This window comes from Pseudoalteromonas sp. APC 3250 (assembly GCF_030407915.1).
Lineage (GTDB): Bacteria > Pseudomonadota > Gammaproteobacteria > Enterobacterales > Alteromonadaceae > Pseudoalteromonas > Pseudoalteromonas tetraodonis.
On record NZ_JASDCM010000001.1, the window covers coordinates 40,494 to 58,820 of the forward strand.

At 39.8% G+C, this 18,327-nt stretch carries 16 protein-coding genes; 14 read left to right on the forward strand and 2 right to left on the reverse strand.

The window, feature by feature from the left end:
- The first annotated feature begins 15 nt into the window (after positions 1-15).
- The 6 genes from QL986_RS00180 to QL986_RS00205 all read left to right on the forward strand — a co-directional run bounded on the left by QL986_RS00180 (position 16) and on the right by QL986_RS00205 (position 6,757).
- Positions 16-1,233 (forward strand): lipoprotein-releasing ABC transporter permease subunit, encoded by a 1,218-nt coding sequence (locus QL986_RS00180; RefSeq protein ID WP_138687156.1) that lies wholly within the window; start codon positions 16-18, stop codon positions 1,231-1,233.
- Positions 1,226-1,924 (forward strand): lipoprotein-releasing ABC transporter ATP-binding protein LolD, encoded by a 699-nt coding sequence (lolD, locus tag QL986_RS00185; protein WP_138687155.1) that lies wholly within the window; start codon positions 1,226-1,228, stop codon positions 1,922-1,924. Before QL986_RS00180 ends, lolD begins: the two co-directional genes overlap by 8 nt.
- Positions 1,914-3,158: a lipoprotein-releasing ABC transporter permease subunit gene (locus tag QL986_RS00190; protein ID WP_028835296.1), complete on the forward strand. Its 1,245-nt coding sequence runs from the start codon at positions 1,914-1,916 to the stop codon at positions 3,156-3,158. Before lolD ends, QL986_RS00190 begins: the two co-directional genes overlap by 11 nt.
- A gap of 98 nt (positions 3,159-3,256) precedes the next feature.
- Complete coding sequence (locus QL986_RS00195) at positions 3,257-3,730, forward strand: DUF1456 family protein (protein ID WP_138687154.1); 474 nt, start codon at positions 3,257-3,259, stop codon at positions 3,728-3,730.
- A 387-nt stretch (positions 3,731-4,117) separates the two neighbouring features.
- Positions 4,118-5,470, forward strand: a complete 1,353-nt coding sequence (gene gdhA, locus QL986_RS00200) for an NADP-specific glutamate dehydrogenase (RefSeq protein WP_138687153.1) — start codon at positions 4,118-4,120, stop codon at positions 5,468-5,470.
- Positions 5,471-5,650: 180 nt separating this feature from the next.
- A complete protein-coding gene (locus QL986_RS00205; protein WP_024601039.1) occupies positions 5,651-6,757 on the forward strand; it encodes a diguanylate cyclase in 1,107 nt (368 codons plus the stop codon).
- A 45-nt stretch (positions 6,758-6,802) separates the two neighbouring features.
- Here the strand turns inward: QL986_RS00205 and QL986_RS00210 are convergent, their stop codons facing one another.
- Both QL986_RS00210 and QL986_RS00215 read right to left on the reverse strand, forming a co-directional pair.
- On the reverse strand, positions 6,803-8,536 hold the full coding sequence (locus QL986_RS00210) for an AMP-binding protein (protein ID WP_290190965.1): 1,734 nt from the start codon (positions 8,534-8,536) through the stop codon (positions 6,803-6,805).
- Positions 8,537-8,867: 331 nt separating this feature from the next.
- Positions 8,868-9,314 carry a DUF3010 family protein gene (locus QL986_RS00215; protein ID WP_008110482.1) on the reverse strand — a complete coding sequence of 149 codons (447 nt, stop codon included), beginning with the start codon at positions 9,312-9,314 and terminating at the stop codon, positions 8,868-8,870.
- Between the two features lie 565 nt (positions 9,315-9,879).
- On the opposite strand from QL986_RS00215, the gene thrS reads away from it, so the two are divergent.
- From thrS to QL986_RS00255, 8 genes are all read left to right on the forward strand, one after another.
- The gene (thrS, locus tag QL986_RS00220) at positions 9,880-11,790 is read left to right on the forward strand and encodes a threonine--tRNA ligase (RefSeq protein ID WP_024601037.1); all 1,911 of its coding nucleotides are present in this window, start codon (positions 9,880-9,882) and stop codon (positions 11,788-11,790) included.
- Between the two features lie 59 nt (positions 11,791-11,849).
- The gene (gene infC, locus QL986_RS00225; protein ID WP_008110479.1) at positions 11,850-12,410 is read left to right on the forward strand and encodes a translation initiation factor IF-3; all 561 of its coding nucleotides are present in this window, start codon (positions 11,850-11,852) and stop codon (positions 12,408-12,410) included.
- A gap of 212 nt (positions 12,411-12,622) precedes the next feature.
- On the forward strand, positions 12,623-12,823 hold the full coding sequence (gene rpmI / locus QL986_RS00230) for a 50S ribosomal protein L35 (protein ID WP_004587840.1): 201 nt from the start codon (positions 12,623-12,625) through the stop codon (positions 12,821-12,823).
- A gap of 15 nt (positions 12,824-12,838) precedes the next feature.
- Positions 12,839-13,201: a 50S ribosomal protein L20 gene (gene rplT / locus QL986_RS00235; protein WP_008110477.1), complete on the forward strand. Its 363-nt coding sequence runs from the start codon at positions 12,839-12,841 to the stop codon at positions 13,199-13,201.
- Between the two features lie 286 nt (positions 13,202-13,487).
- On the forward strand, positions 13,488-15,305 hold the full coding sequence (locus QL986_RS00240) for a M14 family metallopeptidase (protein ID WP_024601035.1): 1,818 nt from the start codon (positions 13,488-13,490) through the stop codon (positions 15,303-15,305).
- Position 15,306: 1 nt separating this feature from the next.
- Positions 15,307-15,948 carry an MBL fold metallo-hydrolase gene (locus tag QL986_RS00245; protein ID WP_024601034.1) on the forward strand — a complete coding sequence of 214 codons (642 nt, stop codon included), beginning with the start codon at positions 15,307-15,309 and terminating at the stop codon, positions 15,946-15,948.
- Between the two features lie 84 nt (positions 15,949-16,032).
- The gene (locus QL986_RS00250) at positions 16,033-16,491 is read left to right on the forward strand and encodes an Lrp/AsnC family transcriptional regulator (RefSeq protein WP_008110469.1); all 459 of its coding nucleotides are present in this window, start codon (positions 16,033-16,035) and stop codon (positions 16,489-16,491) included.
- A gap of 114 nt (positions 16,492-16,605) precedes the next feature.
- Entirely contained in the window at positions 16,606-18,162 is a 1,557-nt protein-coding gene (locus tag QL986_RS00255; protein WP_008110467.1) for a SulP family inorganic anion transporter, read from the forward strand.
- Positions 18,163-18,327: the final 165 nt, after the last annotated feature.

Sequence of the window (18,327 nt, forward strand, 5' to 3'; positions counted from 1 at the left end):
AATGTTTTAATTAATATGTTTCAACCTGTTAGCCTATTTATCGGACTTAGATATAGCCGCTCCTCTAAAGGCAATGCGTTTATTTCGTTCATTTCGTTTTTTTCTATTGCAGGTATAGCGATTGGTTTAATGGCGCTTTTTACGGTCAGCAGTGTAATGAACGGCTTTGAGAGTAGTTTAAAATCAAATATGTTGGGGCTTATTCCACACGTTGAAGTGCAAGCCAAAGAACACTCCAAAGCGCAAATGAATTCGTTAAAATCTGCGCTTGAGCAATCACCGTATGTTGATCATGTTAGTTTGTACCGCCACGGAGAAGCCATATTGCAAACCAATAAAGATCTTCACGGGGTGTTATTACAAGGGCTTTACGACAATAACGGCTCGCTGTATAAAATCACCGACAAAATAGTGCAAGGCAATTGGCAAAGCGTACTAAATAATAATTATAATATTGCAATAAGTCGTTATTTAAGCCGCAAACTTGGCGTTGGCTTAGGTGATAAGTTACGTGTAATTATGCCTAACGCATCTACGTACACCCCGCTTGGGCGCATGCCAAGCCAACGTTTATTTAAAATTGCTGCTATCTATGAAACTGGCTCCGAAATAGACATGGGACTGGCATTTACCAGTGGCGTATCACTACAACGGGTTTTAAAACTTAGCAACAATACGGTACCTAATTTAAGCGTGTCACTGCATGAGCCGTTTGCACTTGACCAATTTATGCAAGACAGCCAACACATACTCAATGACTTTAAACTCACCGACTGGAGAAGCAGTCAAGGCACTTTATTTGCCGCCGTTGCGATGGAAAAACGCATCATGTCTATGCTCCTTGGCTTAATTGTGCTGGTGGCGGTATTTAATATTGTATCGGCACTGACCATGATGGTCAGTGAAAAACAAAGCGAAGTAGCAATTTTGCAAACATTAGGACTCACACCAAGCCAAGTGCAAACCGTATTTATGGTACAAGGGCTCTATAACGGAGTAATTGGCACGGCCGTGGGTGCTTTTTTAGGTCTTTTATTAAGTTTATATATAAATGAACTGCTGGCTTTGGTTGGTTTAAATTTACTATCGGGAATTTCACTCCCCGTCAAATTTGATGTGGTTAGTTTAAGTGTTATTGCCGTTTTAAGCTTAGCAATGAGCTTTTTAGCGACTTTATATCCAGCGCGCCAAGCCGCTAAAGTAAACCCAGCAGAGGTATTACGTTATGAATGATTTAGTAATTAGTTGTGAAAAAATAAGTAAAGTGTACCAAGACGGGCAAAATCAGGTTGAGGTATTAAAAGGCGTTTATTTAGCCCTAACGCAAGGTGAAATGCTGGCAATTGTAGGCAGCTCAGGTTCAGGTAAAAGCACCTTGTTACATATTTTAGGCACCTTAGACACGGCCAGTGCGGGTAGTGCAAAAATAAAAAACCAAGACGTTGCTAAGTTATCTCGCTCGCAGCAAGCGGCTTTCAGAAATAAAAACTTAGGGTTTATTTATCAGTTCCACCATTTATTAATGGAATTTAGTGCGGTTGAAAACGTTGCCATGCCATTACTCATAAAAGGGTTGAGCGCAAAAGAAGCCAATAAAAAAGCACTTAACATGCTAGATAAAGTAGGCCTTGCACACAGAAGTAGCCACAAGCCTTCGGCTCTTTCTGGTGGTGAGCGTCAGCGTGTTGCCATTGCTCGCGCTTTAGTGACAGAGCCTGCGCTGGTGCTTGCTGATGAGCCAACGGGTAATTTAGATAAGCAAAATGCGATTAAAATTTACGATTTAATTAATGAGTTAAATAAAAGTTTAAACACCAGCTTTGTGGTAGTGACTCATGATTTAGAACTGGCAGATAAGCTGGGTAAAATAGCGTACTTAGATGATGGTAAACTATCAATAAAAGAGTCTAGCCATGTTGCTTAGTGCCTTTATTAGTAAACGCTTTAGAGCCTATTCAGGCCATAAAGATGAAAAAAATGCCTTCGTAAGTTTTATAGCCAAAGCATCCACTATTGGTATTTTACTTGGTGTTGCCGTGTTAATTGTGGCGTTATCGGTGATTAATGGGTTTGAGCAGCAATTAGTGCATCGTTTATTAAGTGTAGTGCCGCAAGTTGAATATGTTGCCCCAAGTAGGCCAATTGCCGATTGGCCCACTAAAGTCGAAAAGTTAAAACAGCAACCACACGTAACAGGCGCAGCCCCATTTATTGCCGTTAATGGTATGGCGCAATTTAAAAGCCAATTAAAAGCGGTTGAGATCCGAGGTGTTGAGCCTTCGTTGGAAGGTGATGTGTCAGCCATTAACCAATTTACACAAGGTAAATTAGTCAGCCAGTTAACAGGTGATGATGTTATTTTAGGCAAGCAAATTGTTAAGCAACTTAATATCGCATTAGGTGATAATGTGACCTTGTTAATCCCGCAAATTAGTGAAAAAGGCCAGTCATTACTCGCCCCAAAACGTGTTACCCTCACGCTTGCGGGCATTATAGAAATGGGCGGACCAATCGACAGCAGCGCTGCTTTTATTCATCTTAACAAAGCACAACAAACCTTAGGCTATGATCAAAGCCAAGTAACAGGGTTACGCTTGCGTGTTGATGATGTGTTTTCGGCGCATCAAATAGCGCTTCGTGTTGGCCAGACTATTACCGATTATGTGTATATTTCGAGTTGGCTTAGAACGCAAGGTAGCTTGTATCAAGATATTCAAATGGTGCGCACGATTGTTTATATTGTGGTGTTTTTAATTATCGCGGTGGCGAGTTTCAATATTGTGTCTTCACTGGTAATGGAAGTGCGTGAAAAAGAAGGCAATATTGCTATTTTAAAAACCATGGGTGCCAAAGACAGTACCATATTGGCTACTTTTGTCATGCAAGGCTTAACCCAAGCATTTGTGGGTGTACTTTTAGGCTCAATTGTTGGCGTGATTTTAGCAGTTAATATTAGTGAGCTATTTACTTGGCTGAGCTTGTTACTGGGTGAAAACCCGCTAGAAGGTGTGTACTTTATCGAATTTTTGCCCAGTAAATTAGTTTGGCAAGATATTGTGTTGACCGTTATAGCCACCTTTGTGCTTGCGATATTGGCGACGCTATATCCAGCATGGCAAGCAACACGCGTAGATCCGGCAAAGGTATTGGGTAATTAAACACAGTATTTAATAGGGTGCTTAGTGTAACTCTGATAAACTGCACCGCTACTAAACAGCTTTTGTTTGCTGAGCGCTTATTTACCTTGGGATTTACTTTGACAAATAACAATATTTTACGCCGTATTCGCTACACCTTTGATTTAACTGATTCAGCTATGGTTGATGTTTTCGCCGCAGCAGCGCAGAGCGTAAGCACTGAGCAGGTGATTGCATGGTTAACTAAAGAGGGCGAGCCTGGGTATACCCCAATAAGTGACACTGAATTTGCGGTATTTTTAAATGGCTTTATAAACACCAAGCGCGGCAAGCGTGAAGGTGAGCAGCCAGAGCCTGAAAGTAAATTGAACAACAATATTATTTTTATGAAGCTACGTATTGCTTTAAATATGAAAGCAGAAGACGTGATCGCGACCTTGGCGTTGGTTGATTTTGATTTAAGTAAACATGAGCTAAGCGCATTTTCACGTAAAGTTGAAAACAAGCATTACCGTGTGTGTAACGATCAAATATTGCGTTTATTTTTAACTGGTGTACAGCGTACTTTTCGCCCAGATGGCGAAAAAGCTTAATGCATTTTATGGAGGTTGAATACAACCTCCATTTTGACCTCTCCACATTTACTCAATTATCAGTCTATCCTTCTACAACTTCAGTCTCATAAAGCAGTTTATTTTGTCGCTCTCGTAAAAATGTAGAGTCGTATTTTGTTTTACTATTTTTTTAATACTTTTAACGTGTTATTCATTCAAATGGGTGTTTTTAGCATATAAATTCTTTTTTAATGAGTTTTTATATAAAAGAAACAACAATTTAATTCAACATCAAACACGTGCATCCAGTTTATCTATGATGTTAAAGTGTGAAAATAATGATCGGATAATTAATTTCTTCACTAACAATAGCATTGATCATTTCTCCTATTTCGAATTAAAAAATACCTACATGGAAGAATAAATATGAATTATATACACACAACCATTGCGCAGTTAAAACAAACGAGCCCTGCGCAATGTGAGTTTTATCAAGCAGTGGAAGAAGTGCTTGACTCACTTGAACCTGTATTTGCGCAAACAAGTCATTACCAACAACAAGCAATTATTCAAAGAATGGTAGAGCCAGAGCGTCAACTAATGTTTCGTGTGCCTTGGGTTGACGATGAGGGCAATATTCAAGTGAATAAAGGCTACCGTATTGAATTTAATTCGGCGTTAGGGCCTTACAAAGGCGGCTTACGTTTTCACCCGAGTGTAAATGCCAGCATTATAAAGTTTTTAGGCTTTGAACAAATTTTTAAAAATGCACTAACAGGTTTGCCTATTGGTGGAGGAAAAGGCGGTGCGAACTTTGATCCTAAAGGACGCTCTGATGCCGAAATTATGCGTTTTTGCCAATCCTTTATGAACGAGCTATACCGCCATATTGGCCCGACTACCGATGTACCTGCTGGCGATATTGGCGTAGGTGCCAGAGAGATTGGCTATATGTTTGGTCAATACAAACGCTTAACAGGGCGTTATGAAGGGGTGCTAACGGGTAAGAGTTTACTTTGGGGTGGATCGCTTGCCCGTAAAGAGGCCACTGGCTATGGCGCTGCCTATTTTGCTAATAATATGCTTGAAGAGCGTAACGATAGCTTATCGGGTAAGCGCTGTTTAATTTCAGGCTCTGGTAATGTGGCTATCTATGCCATGGAAAAGTTATATCAACTTAATGCAACGCCAATTACCTGTAGTGACTCTAAAGGCACTTTATACGATGAGAATGGTATTGATTTAAAGCTGATAAAACAGCTCAAAGAGCAATCAAGAGGGTGTTTAAGTGACTACTTAGACACTCACCCTCAAGCTAATTACACACCGCGTGACGAATATCCTCAAGATGGTCATACGGTATGGCGCTACAGTGCGGATGCTGCGTTTCCTTGTGCCACGCAAAACGAGTTAACTCAAGCTGATGCAAAAGCGCTACTTGATAATGGCTGTAAATTAGTATGTGAAGGTGCCAATATGCCCTCAACCAAAGAAGCGATTGATTGCTTCATTGAAGCAAAAATAGCTTATGGCCCGGGTAAAGCGGCTAATGCCGGTGGCGTGGCAACCAGCCAACTAGAAATGGCGCAAAATGCCAGTATGCAAAGCTGGACGTTTGAAGAAGTTGATGAAAAGCTCAAGCAAATAATGAAAGATATTTTCACAACAGCAAGCGATACCGCAAAAGAATTTGATCAGCCCGGTAATCTATTATTAGGCGCTAACATCGCCGGTTTTAGACGTGTAGCCGATGCAATGATTGAACAAGGCGTTGTATAGTAGCGCCTCTGCTATTTAATTAACTCTCTACTTTTATTCGTTATATCCTGAATAAGAATTGTTCAGGATATAGCAAAAATAATATATAATATTATTTAATAAGGTAAATTTAACTCGCTAATTAATAACAATAAACTATAGTGTGGATAAGGATCAGTGAGCTTATTAAGGAGAGTGCAGGTGCGACTTATTCCCGCAATTTTTTATTTTTCAAGTGCGACAGAGCACGACTTCCAAAATCAACTTAATAAAAGCTCAATGCGCCTTGCTGATGCATCACTCTACCTTGTAACACTTTTTTTATTGTCTTTTATTTTTATGGCTTGGTTTAATCAACAAGAGCCTGCTAATTCAACCATAACAATTTTACGTGTAGTTATGGTATTGCTATCGATAGTTCTGATTATTATAAATAAAACACTAAGTTCAGAGTACTTACATTCGCGCTTTTTTATTTATGCGGTTTTATTTTGTTTTTTATTTAGTTATTTCTTCTGGGTATATGTTCAGCGTTACGGTGAGTTGAAAGAGGGAGGGCCTATGCTTGTAGCGGCTGCATTTATAGCCATACCGATGCTGCACTTAGGACATAAACTGGTTTTATGGTCAATAATCGGCATTGCCTTGATATTTATTGAGCTTTTTTCTTCTACTTCGATTGTATGGACACTTTATTTTTATTTTAGCATGGTGATTGTATTGGCTATTGTGCAATATCAACTAGATACCTTATTAAGAAAGCAATATAAAGCGGAGTTATTTGAAACGGAAAAAGCTAACACCGATCAGTTAACAGGTATGCATAATCGGCATAGTTTTGATCGGCGCTGTAAAGCATTAATTAACAAGTTAGCGCCATCACAATATTTAGGGTTAGCCATGATTGATATCGACTATTTTAAAAAATATAACGATAACTACGGCCACTTAGAGGGAGATAACGTACTAATAGCAGTAGCAAACCGATTAAAGCATTGTGACGCTGATATTGTGGTGCGTTTTGGTGGTGAAGAATTCATATTGGTAAAAACATTGCAAGCGAATGAGCTAGATTGGTTAAGTGACTTACCTAAGTGCTTCGCAGACGACCCCATTGCACACCAATATTCACCTTTTAACCGTATTACTGTCTCTGCCGGTATTGCAATTGATCAATACACGACATATAGGCCTTCAATAAAATCATTGTTAGCAACAGCTGATGTAGGGGTTTATAAAGCTAAAAATGCAGGACGAAATATCAGTATTACCGATTTTGTTGACCCTAAACAACCTGAAATTGAGTAAGACAATGCAAAGCACTAAGCTGATAGTGCTTCGCATTGAATCGGTTTACGAAAATGCAGATTCGGCGAGCTCTTCTTGCATTTGTTCACGCATTTTAAATTTTTGCAATTTGCCGGTTACCGTCATCGGGTAATTCTCAACAAAGCGAATGTATTTAGGTTGTTTAAAGTAGGCGAGTTTGTCCTTTAAAAATAATCGAATTGCATGCTCATCTAGTACTTCACCTTCTTTAGGTTGGATCCAAGCACAGACTTCTTCGCCAAATTTTTCATCACTAATGCCAAAAATAGCGGCGTCTTGTATACCCGGATAGGTGTAAAGCACTTCTTCAATTTCACGCGGATAAATGTTTTCACCACCACGAATAATCATGTCTTTAATTCTGCCAACAATGCTGACAAAGCCCTCACTGTCCATTACCCCTAAATCGCCCGAGTGCAGCCAGCCTTCACTGTCAATGGTTGCTTTGGTTTTCTCTTCATCATTCCAGTAGCAACGCATAATGCCCGCACCACGGCTACATACTTCACCAGGCTGCCCGATTTTTTGAATGTCACCAACCTCATCAATAATTTTTACTTCGGTGTGTGCAAGTGCTCGGCCAACCGTAGTGACTTGACGCTCAATAGAAGAGTCGGTTTCGGTAATGTTATTAATTGGGCTGCATTCTGTTTGCCCATAGGCAATTACCACCTGATTCATATTCATGAGTGTTTGTACTTTACGCATCACCTGTTCAGGACAAGTTGAGCCTGCCATAACACCTGTTCGCAGTGTACTTAAGTCATACTCGTTAAAGTTATTAAGCTCTAACTCGCTTATAAACATAGTGGGTACACCATGAAGGCCGGTGCATTTTTCTTGTTGTACCACCTCTAATGTAGTTTTTGGATCAAAAGAATCACTTGGATAAATTGCAGCGGCCCCTTTACTGACACACAATAAACTGCCTAATACCATGCCAAAGCAGTGATATAGCGGAACAGGAATACAGAGCTTATCGCGCTCAGTAAAGTGCATAGCTTGTGCGACTAAAAGCGCATTATTCAATATATTTTTATGCGTCAACGTAGCCCCTTTAGGGTTTCCGGTGGTGCCAGAGGTAAATTGAATATTGATATCTTGATTGCAATCGAGGGTTTTGGCCACCACTTGCAGTTCTAATTTATGTGCATCGGTGGGCATGCTCATAACCTCATTAAAGGAAAACATCCCATCGACGGGTTCATCACCAATACAAATTACATTTTTTAAAGTGGGTAATTTGACTGCGGTTAACTCACCTTTGTTACAACCGCTAAGCTCAGGAGCTAAACTTTTCAGCATATTAATATAGTGGCTGCCTTTAAATTCAGTGGCGGTTATAAGCGTAGAGCATTCCACACTGTTTAGTGCATATTGCAGTTCACTAGGGCGGTAAGCTGGGTTAATGCATACCATAATGGCACCTATTTTAGCGGTGGCAAATTGTGTTAAGCACCACTGTATATTGTTCGGTGACCAAATACCGACCCGTTCACCAGGTTTTACCCCTAAAGCCAGTAACCCCATAGCAAGTTGATTAATCTGCTGTTGAAATTGCTTATAGCTTAAACGTATATTTTGATGGGCAACGACTACGGCCAGAGCGTCTGGGTTATTGTCGACAATGGCGTCAAAGTAATCGCCTATGGTTTGTTCTACTAATGGTGTGCTCTGAATTCCTTTAAAATAGCTGCTTGATAGCGGTATAGTGTTTATTTGCTCTACTTCTTTTATCACTTTTTGTGTCGCTTTCATGACATACTCCATGTTTTTATTTTTGAGAGGCCTGCTGTTTAAATAAACACGAATTGTCGACAAAAGGAAGAGGGTTAGACTAATGTATTATACCAATCGGCAATAATACTAAATCATTTTGAGGGGGCAAATCAGACGCTAGCTGTGTTAAAAATTTCTCATTGAGAACAACTAACTAACGAAATTTTTGCTTTGATATCGACACGATTTTCCTCCCTCAAATTAGATCACTTAGTTAAGCGAATTGGTATTACTGTTTCTATGTAGAATTTAAAGACAAAAAAACGCGTACTCTCTAGCGAATACGCGTTTTGATAAGGATGTAATTAATTTACATTTCGTCGCTGCGATACGTTTTTTTCATAATGTAAACGTAAGCATTAACAAATGCATTTTCTTGATACTTTTTAAGACCGGTGTCTTCAAACGCGATAGGTATCGGATTACGTTTTACTTGTTCTTTTATTTCGGTGGTTGAAAACACGCGTACATCGAGATTATCGATTAACTGAATAGCGGTTTCCATTTTGAATCCTTTAGCGCTGCCAGCAAACTTACCTTTAGGTTGGCGTTCGCGAATGGCAACCGAATCAATTTGGTAATCTTGCATTAACTTGGCAAAATCAAACTGAAACTTACGCATTACTTCAGTGTCGTTACCGTTACCTAAGGTAAAGCGTGTTTGGCGCACATCACGAATATCAAAAACGTCATTATCTTTACTTAAAATACAAAGTAGTACATCACTACCGGTAATTTCTACACCACATGTTCTCATTGCTAATCTCTACTATAACTTAATTACCCGTTATTATACGCAACACGCATTAAAATGCGAGTTTAAGCACTTACAGTGGTGTTTTTGTTAGCGCTTAACGTCCATTCATCATTTTGATGTAACAAGGTCTGTTTATCTTTGCGGCTAAATGTGCAGCCCTCCTTTTTTTAGCTAAGACAGCGCTATGGTTTGTTTACTTTAAATAGGTTTGAGCGTTGCTCAATTTTTTACTTAGCGCCAGGTGATAGCTCCCGGGCTTTAACTAAATCGCCCCTAGATTGAACAAATCCTAATACAGAAAGCCAACAGACTCTTATTAAACGTTATTAATTGCACTTTTATGGTAAAATAGGGTGGTTTTTAATAGCTTAAAACTTGTAATTAATGCTGCAGCACGCGACAATAACTCTCTTGTAGTTGAGCAGACTCAGCATCTACATTAGCCATTTTTGGCGAAAAATAGTCAATGCTTATTCGTAAAAGCGTTGTCGAGTCATTCTCATTTAATTAATTAAAAATACACGTGATACATTGTAGGTGTCACCACTGTATGTAAGGATTTATAATGCCAGTTATTACTCTTCCTGACGGTAGTCAGCGTAGTTTTGAAAACCCTGTAAGCACTCTTGATGTAGCAAACGATATAGGCCCTGGTCTTGCTAAAGCCACCATTGCGGGTCGTGTTAATGGCGAACGCGTAGATGCGTGTGATTTAATTAGTGACGATTCTCGTCTTGAGATCATTACCGCAAAAGACGACGATGGCCTAGAGATTATTCGCCACTCGTGTGCGCACTTAATTGGTCATGCTGTTAAACAACTTTTTCCTGATGCAAAAATGGCGATTGGTCCAACAATTGATAACGGTTTTTACTACGATATTGATATGGAACATTCGTTATCTCAAGATGATCTTGATGCCATTGAAAAACGTATGCTACAGCTTGCAAAAACAAACTACGACGTAGTGAAAAAAACCGTTAGCTGGCAAGAAGCGCGCGACACTTTTGCAGCGCGGGGCGAAACATACAAAATTGAAATACTAGACGAAAATATCGCACAAGATGACCGTCCAGGTTTATATCATCACGAAGAATACATCGATATGTGTCGTGGTCCTCATGTGCCAAACATGAAGTTTTGTCAAAACTTCAAAATTATGAAAGTGGCCGGCGCATACTGGCGCGGTGATTCTGAAAACAAAATGCTACAGCGTATTTACGGCACAGCATGGGGCGATAAAAAGCAACTTAAAGCGTATTTAAAGCGTTTAGAAGAGGCTGAGAAGCGCGATCACCGTCGTATCGGTAAAGCACTCGATTTATGGCACTGGCAAGAAGAAGCGCCAGGTATGGTATTTTGGCACAACGATGGTTGGAGCATTTACCGCGAGCTAGAAGACTTTGTGCGTGAAAAATTACGTGAGTACCAATACGAAGAAGTGAAAGGTCCAATGATGATGGATCGCTCTCTGTGGGAAAAATCAGGGCATTGGGAAAAGTATTCAGAAGCCATGTTTACCACGGAATCTGAAAAGCGTGAATACGCAATCAAGCCAATGAATTGCCCAGGCCACGTACAAATTTTCAACCAAGGTTTAAAATCGTACCGTGACTTACCACTGCGTATGGCAGAGTTTGGTTGTTGTCACCGTAATGAACCATCAGGCGCGCTTCATGGCTTAATGCGTGTACGCGGCTTTACCCAAGATGATGCGCATGTATTTTGTACAGAAGAGCAAATCATGGATGAAGTATCGGCCTGTATTAAAATGGTTTACGATACCTATGAAACATTTGGTTTCGAAAAAATTGTTGTTAAACTTTCAACTCGCCCAGAGCAACGTATTGGCGAAGATGAAATGTGGGACAAAGCAGAGCTTGCACTTGCTGACGCACTTAAAGCAAATGACATTGAATTTGATTATTTACCAGGTGAAGGGGCGTTTTATGGCCCTAAAATTGAATTTACTTTGTACGATTGCTTAGACAGAGCGTGGCAGTGTGGTACAGTGCAACTAGATTTTGCATTACCGGGTCGTTTGGGCGCTACTTATGTAGCTGAAAATAACGAACGTCGCACACCTGTTATGATACACCGCGCTATTTTAGGGTCTATTGAGCGCTTTATCGGTATCTTAACAGAAGAGTACGCTGGTTTATTCCCAACGTGGCTTGCGCCTAAGCAAGTGGTGATTATGAATATCACCGATAAACAAGCACCTTATGTGCAGGAAATTGTACAAAAATTAAATAAACTTGGAATTAGAGCCGCTGCTGACTTGAGAAATGAGAAGATTGGCTTTAAAATCCGAGAACATACACTTAAGCGTATTCCTTACTTACTGGTTGTTGGCGATAAAGAAGTTGAACAACAAGAAGTAGCAGTACGAACTCGCACAGGTGAAGACCTAGGCAAATTTAATGTCGATGATTTTATCGCTAAAATCAGTGAAGAAATCAAAAATCGACAGTAAAAATCGAGCGTGTAGGGCAATCACAAACGGCCAACTACACGCTTATATTATTGATATTCTTGGAGGAACGTACCATTAGAGGCGGCAAGAAAGGGCAACAAACAGCTCAAAAAAATCGTATTAACGAAGAAATTACAGCGCTAGAAGTTCGTTTAATCGACATCGACGGCGAACAAGCTGGAATTCAGTCATTAAAAGACGCGCAAGCTATGGCTGATGCAGCGGGTGTTGATCTTGTAGAGATCAGTCCAAACGCTGAGCCGCCTGTTTGTAAGGTTATGGACTACGGTAAGTTCATCTTTGAAAAAAGCAAAGAACTAAAAGAGCAGAAGAAGAAGCAAAAGCAAATCCAGATTAAAGAAATCAAATTCCGTCCGGGAACGGATGAAGGCGATTATCAGGTTAAGCTGCGCAACTTACGTAAGTTCTTAGAAGCTGGCGATAAAGCTAAGATAACTATCCGCTTCCGTGGTCGTGAAATGGCTCACCAAGAAATTGGTATCGAATTATTAAACCGTATTAAAACCGATTTAGAAGAGTTAGCAGTTGTTGAGTCTTTCCCAAATCGTGTTGAAGGTCGTCAAATGGTTATGATGATGGCACCGGTTGCTAAAAAGTAATAATTAGGCGATAATACGCACCGAATTTAGCTCAGGTTTGCAAGTGATTTGAAAATGTCCACCTGAGTTAACCGGTTTTAAAGTAAAACTGCGGTATTTATATCGGGTTTTCACCGGAACATAGCAGTAAGTTAGGCCTTTAAAGTGGAGCTATAGCAATATATCTCACGCCTTCTTACTAAATTTAAAGCAATACAATTGGAGTTATTGCAATGGCTTACAAGCTAAAAAGTCACAGAGGCGCAGCTAAGCGTTTCAAAAAGACTGCTTCTGGCGGTTTCAAGCGTAAACAAGCGCATCTTCGTCACATTCTGACTAAGAAAACTTCTAAGCGTAAGTTACACCTACGTCCTAAGATGATGGTTCATAAAAATGACCATGGTCTAGTTTCACGTATGTTACCATTCGCTTAATAGGGGTTTTTAGAAATGGCAAGAGTTAAACGCGGCGTTGTCGCACGTGCACGTCACAAAAAAGTTTTAAAACAAGCGAAAGGTTACTACGGAGCACGTTCACGTGTTTACCGCGTAGCTTTCCAGGCTGTTACTAAAGCGGGTCAATACGCTTACCGTGACCGCCGTGCTAAGAAACGTACTTTCCGTCAACTATGGATTGCACGTATCAATGCTGCTTCACGTCAAAATGGTCTGTCTTACAGCCGTTTTATCAATGGTCTTAAAAAGACATCTGTAGAAATCGATCGTAAGATCCTTGCAGATATCGCTGTTTACGACCAAGTTGCATTCGCAGCGCTTGTAGCAAAAGCAAAAGAAGGCCTAGCGGCAGCTTAAGTTTTTGTATAAGTAATGAAAAGGAGCCCATGGCTCCTTTTTTTGTGCCTGTAATTTATTATCTTTTTTATGCGCTTGTAGGCTTTTTCCTTTATTTATTGCCGTTGTGTGTTCGTTTTTTAGGTACTAATTAGCCCTTTTTATTCAGTAGATGTTGATAGCGTGGCTGGGCTGCAACTAAAAATGCCGTTGGCTGTATTTTTTTGTTGAACCACCGCAGTTTTGGCAACTAGAAAAGTTTAATTGCTATAATTTTTCTTAATTAATGGGTTTGTTAGAGAAGTATATGTTTATAAGTTTATTGGTTTTATCTGCAAGTATGGTAAATAGCGATCATTTACCGCCATTATTACCATGGGAAGGTAGTAGTACCTCACTATTGCAACAACAGGGACCCTTAACCACAGACTTTGAAATTTCTGCAGGAGTCTCGTCTCCCAATTATGCTAATACCATGGCATTTGTTGATAGATTAGTGGCTGCGAATCCCACTCAATTTAAATCAAAAACGATTGGCTATAGTAATAGTAAACGAGCAATAAAAATGTTGATTGCTAGTGAGCAAGGTTTTTTTGATGCGGGGCAAATGGCCAATAGCACCAAACCAACCGTGCTTATTCAGGCTGGTATTCACGCTGGTGAGATTGATGGTAAAGATGCGATGTTTATGCTGCTTAGAGACATTGCTACGGGTAAACGACGCGATATATTAAAAAAGGTAAACATTTTATTTATCCCAATATTAAACGTTGATGGTCACGAGCGTAGTAGTGCGTTTAATCGTATTAATCAGCGTGGCCCTGTCAAAATGGGTTTTAGAACAAACGCAAATAATCTTAATTTAAATCGTGATTACACTAAGCTTGATACACCAGAGGTTAAAAGCGTCCTTCAAGTAATTAATGATTATAATCCGAATTTGTATATTGACGTACACGTGACTGATGGGGCTGATTACCAATACGATGTAACCTATGGCTATAACCCAGTATTTGCTAGCGAGTCGCCTGCCATTTCAGATGCGCTTAACCGTTATTTTAAACCAATGATTGATCAAACCCTCACTGAGCAAGGCCATGTTCCGGGCCCTTTAGTGTTTGTTATGGATAAGCAAGAATTTAAATCAGGTTTAGCAGGTTGGGTTGCCACACCGCGGTTTTCAAACGGGTGGGGTGATTTAAAGTCATTGCCTACCATTTTAGTTGAAAACCATTCTTTAAAGCCATACAAACAACGCGTGTTAGGGACTTATGTGTTTATAGATGGTGCTATTGAAGCATTATCAGCGCATAAAGATAAACTCGCTAATGCAGTAAAAAAAGAACAAGAATTTGTTCCTAAGCAATTAATTGTTAAGCGTGGTTATTCTGAGCAGCCTGATCATATCGCGTTTAAAGGTATTGCTTATTCTAAAAGCTTGAGCCCATTGTCAAATCAACAAGAAGTAAGCTATTTGGGTAAAAAACAGGATTATGACAAGCTGCCTATTTTTTGGCAAAAAGAGGTGCAGCACACGGTTGAAGTACCAAAATCATTTTTTATTCCACCTGTTTACACCGATATTATTGAGAAATTAGCCCTGCATGGGGTGTCAGTTAATAAGCTCAGTGGTGCCAACACTCAGCCATTAAAAATGGCAAAAGTAGCGCAATATAGTTTTGATAAAGCGCCATTTGAAGGGCGTTTTAGAGTGTCGGCTAGTTTTGATTATGTACCAGCTACAAATGTGGATTTAGATGGTTGGTTTGAAGTGAGTACGCAGCAAAAGGCAGGAGAGTTAGCTGTCCACTTGCTACATCCTGAAGCACCAGATTCATTTTTTGCTTGGGGAGAGTTTAATACTATTTTTCAGCGCACTGAATATATGGAAAATTATGCTTTGATACCGTTTGCTGAAAAAATGCTTGCTGATGACCCCAAATTAGCCCAAGAATTTGATAAAAAAGTAAACCAGGATAAAGACTTTGCTAAGAACGCTGAAGCACGTTTAAATTGGTTATATGAGCATAGCCCATTTTATGATCAAGCTTATTTGAAATACCCAGTTTTAATGTCATACGAAGAGAATATAGTTATTCCAGCACAAAAAGATAAAGAAATATAAGATGAAAATAATCACTATTCCCGTAACCCCGTTTATGCAAAATTGCCGCATTATAGTATGTGAACAAACCCAGCAAGCTGTCGTGGTCGACCCTGGCGGTGATGCTGAAAAAATTAATGCATCACTTAAGCAGCATAATTTATCATTAGCAGCGATTTGGTTAACCCATGGGCATTTAGATCATGTAGGCGCTGCGCATAATTTACGCGAGCAACACAAGGTAAAGATGATTGGGCCTCATGAGGATGAACGTTTTTGGTTCGACAATTTACCGATGCAAGCCACTATGTTTGGCTTTAAACCGATCAACTCCTTCTATCCTGATGAATGGTTAGCCCATGGTGATAGTATCAAGGTTGGGCAGCTTGAATTTAAAGTACTTCATTGCCCAGGGCATACGCCAGGGCATGTTGTGTTTTATCAACAAGCACACAATACGGTTATCGTCGGGGATGTTATTTTCAAAGGTTCAATAGGGCGTACCGACTTTCCTAAAGGCGACAGCAAGCAGCTAATCGACTCTATAATGCAACATATCATGACATTACCACCGAACACTGCAATTTTAAGTGGCCATGGTGACAACACCCATGTTGCTCATGAACAGGCTACTAACCCATTTGTAAGTGGCCAGTTTGGTTGATGTGCATATTTGTTAAAAATAAGCAGACTGCTTTTTAAAAAGGCTGTATAATTTAACCAATTTATTAGATAAATAAGAAATAAAATGTCTCTAAATCACGTAGATCGCCAAATATTGGCACTTTTACAACAAGATGCAAGTTTATCAACTGCTGAGATTGCAGACAAAGTCGGACTTTCTCAGTCTCCTTGTTGGCGTCGTATTGCTAAATTAGAACAAGATGGCTACATCAAAAGTAAAGTCGCATTGCTTGATGAAAAAAAGCTGGGCTTTGATATGTTGGTTTACGCCCATGTACGTTTATCAAACCATGGTAAAAAGAATTTAGCTGAGTTTGAAAAATTAATACTTAGCTATGATGAAGTGACTGAATGTTACACCATGGCTGGGACTATGGACTTTATGTTGCGTATTATTTCTCAAGGCATAGAAGGTTATGAGCACTTTGTACGCGATAACTTGCTTAGCTTAGAATATGTACAAGAGGTTCATTCTAATGTGACCATGACGTGTGTTAAACGAAGCACGGCACTGCCACTTTAAACTTTACTAAGCAGCTAAAAACACACAGGCTGAATTAACTATAATTGTGAAATGAGCGCTAATTTGATAAAATCTAGCGCTTTTTTTGTTAGCGAAATAAAACTGAGGAACTCAATGTTTAACTTACTCAGCAGAGCGCCAAGCTCTGCTAAAAACGATATTCTCTCTGGATTGACAGTGGCACTTGCCTTGATCCCAGAAGCTGTTGCATTTGCCTTTGTTGCAAATGTAGAACCTCTTGTTGGTTTATACGCCGCATTTATTGTGGGCTTAATTACGGCTATTTTTGGTGGTCGTCCGGGTATGATTTCGGGTGCAACCGGTGCATTAGCGGTTGTGATGGTAAGTTTAGTACTTGATCACGGAGTGGAATACCTATTTGCTACTGTGTTGCTGATGGGACTACTACAAATATTGGCTGGGGTATTTAAGCTCGGTAAGTTTATTCGTATGGTTCCGCATCCTGTTATGCTCGGTTTCGTTAACGGTTTAGCGATTGTTATATTTTTAGCCCAGCTTGGACAGTTTAAAGTGCCTGATGGTGCTGGCGGCCAAATGTGGATGACGGGCAGTGCGCTTTACATCATGTTAGGTTTAGTGGCGCTAACGATGGCAATTATTCACTTTTTACCAAAATTAACTACCGCGGTGCCTTCATCACTGGTTGCTATTGTTACTGTAACGGGTTTAGTGATTGGTCTTGATTTAGAAGCACGTACGGTACTTGATTTCTTAAAAGGCATGACAGGAAATGAAGCTGCAACCATTGCCGGTGGCTTACCACAGTTTCATATTCCTATGGTCCCTTTTAACCTAGAAACACTACAAATTATCTTTCCATATGCGCTTATTCTTGCAGCTATTGGCTTAATTGAATCGCTGTTAACGCTAAGCTTGATTGACGAAATTACAGAAACCCGTGGCCATTCTAATAAAGAATGTATTGGCCAAGGTGCGGCCAACGTCACATGTGGTTTCTTTGGTGCAATGGGTGGCTGTGCCATGATTGGCCAATCTATGATCAATATTAATTCAGGTGGGCGTTCGCGTTTATCAGGTATTAGTGCCGCATTGATGTTACTTGCATTTATTATCTTCGCTTCAAGCTTAATCGAAATGATCCCACTGGCCGCATTAGTTGGGGTTATGTTTATGGTGGTGCTGGGTACGTTTGAATGGGCGAGTTTCAAAATGATGAAACGCGTGCCTTTATCTGATGCTTTTGTAATTGTATTAGTTTCGGGTGTAACGGTTATTACCGACCTTGCGATTGCGGTGTGTGTAGGTGTTATTGTCTCTGCGTTAGTGTTTGCATGGCAGCATGCAAAACATATTTACACAACTAACTATATTGATAAAGAAGGTTCAAAAGTGTACGAGCTACATGGGCCTTTATTTTTTGGTTCGGTTAAAAACTTTGCTGATTTATTTGATGTTAAGAACGACCCCAAAGATGTGATTGTTGAGTTTAAATACAGTCGCGTTGCGGATCATAGTGCGATTGAGGCCATCGACAGCTTAGCTGACAAATACAATAAAGCGGGTAAAAAGCTGCACTTGCGTCACTTAAGTAAAGACTGTACAGAACTACTGCATAAAGCACGTGACTTAGTTGAAGTGAACGTAATTGAAGATCCGACTTATAAAGTTGCTTCAGATAAGCTTGCTTAAAAAATAAAAGTAAACATTGATAAGCGAAAGGTGGATGCCTTTCGCTTTTTTTATGCGTTTTAAATCATCCGCAAGGGGTAATTGCAACACGAGTTTTAGTTTGTTTGACGTAACCACTAAACCAGAACTGAGCATCCATCCTGTATTTATTTAATTTATTGTTTG